1 protein-coding gene is annotated in these 974 nt (G+C 52.2%); it reads right to left on the bottom strand.

What is annotated here, in order from left to right:
• Nucleotides 1-449: nucleotidyltransferase domain-containing protein (locus tag Sri02f_RS44430; RefSeq protein ID WP_227541806.1), on the bottom strand; the 449-nt coding region annotated here is incomplete at its 3' end.
• Between the last annotated feature and the right edge of the window lie 525 nt (nucleotides 450-974).

Below are 974 nucleotides of genomic sequence, written 5' to 3'. Positions count from 1 at the left end.
GGGCTCGCGCTGGTTTCCAGCAGATCGTTAATCAGCGCACGACGGGTGGTTTCATCCAGACGCACGGTCACGGTCACCAGCAGATCAATATCGCTATGCGGTTTCAGGCCGCCATCCACCGCGCTGCCATACAGATGCACGGCCAGCAGGGTCGGTTCCAGATGACGTTCAATCACGCCCACCACTTCAGACAGCTGGGTGCTCACTTCCGCAATCACCGCTTCACGCATAATGTTCAGTTTGGTTTTCGGACGGCTGCCCTGCTGGGTCACATCGTTGCTGCTCCACAGCATCAGGCAACGGCCCACCGCATAACGCGCCTGCTGTTTGCTCGCACGCGGCATGCTCTGCACGCCAAAAAAGCAATCATAGCACGCCATAAACACCGCCACCGCACCATTACCGCCGCTACGTTCGGTCAGGGTACGGCTCCAATTACGGCTACGCATACTCTTCCTTTTTCAATATTATTGAAGCATTTATCAGGGTTATTGTCTCATGAGCGGATACATATTTGAATGTATTTAGAAAAATAAACAAATAGGGGTTCCGCGCACATTTCCCCGAAAAGTGCCACCTAAATTGTAAGCGTTAATATTTTGTTAAAATTCGCGTTAAATTTTTGTTAAATCAGCTCATTTTTTAACCAATAGGCCGAAATCGGCAAAATCCCTTATAAATCAAAAGAATAGACCGAGATAGGGTTGAGTGGCCGCTACAGGGCGCTCCCATTCGCCATTCAGGCTGCGCAACTGTTGGGAAGGGCGTTTCGGTGCGGGCCTCTTCGCTATTACGCCAGCTGGCGAAAGGGGGATGTGCTGCAAGGCGATTAAGTTGGGTAACGCCAGGGTTTTCCCAGTCACGACGTTGTAAAACGACGGCCAGTGAGCGCGACGTAATACGACTCACTATAGGGCGAATTGAGTGAAGGCCGTCAAGGCCTAGGCGCGCCGGATCCCCCGGGCCATACTAGT

This window comes from Streptomyces rishiriensis, assembly GCF_003112535.1.
GTDB classification, from domain to species: Bacteria; Actinomycetota; Actinomycetes; order Streptomycetales; family Streptomycetaceae; genus Streptomyces; species Streptomyces rishiriensis.
Note: the sequence above shows the minus strand (reverse complement) of the source record. Positions and strands in the feature narration are given on the sequence as shown.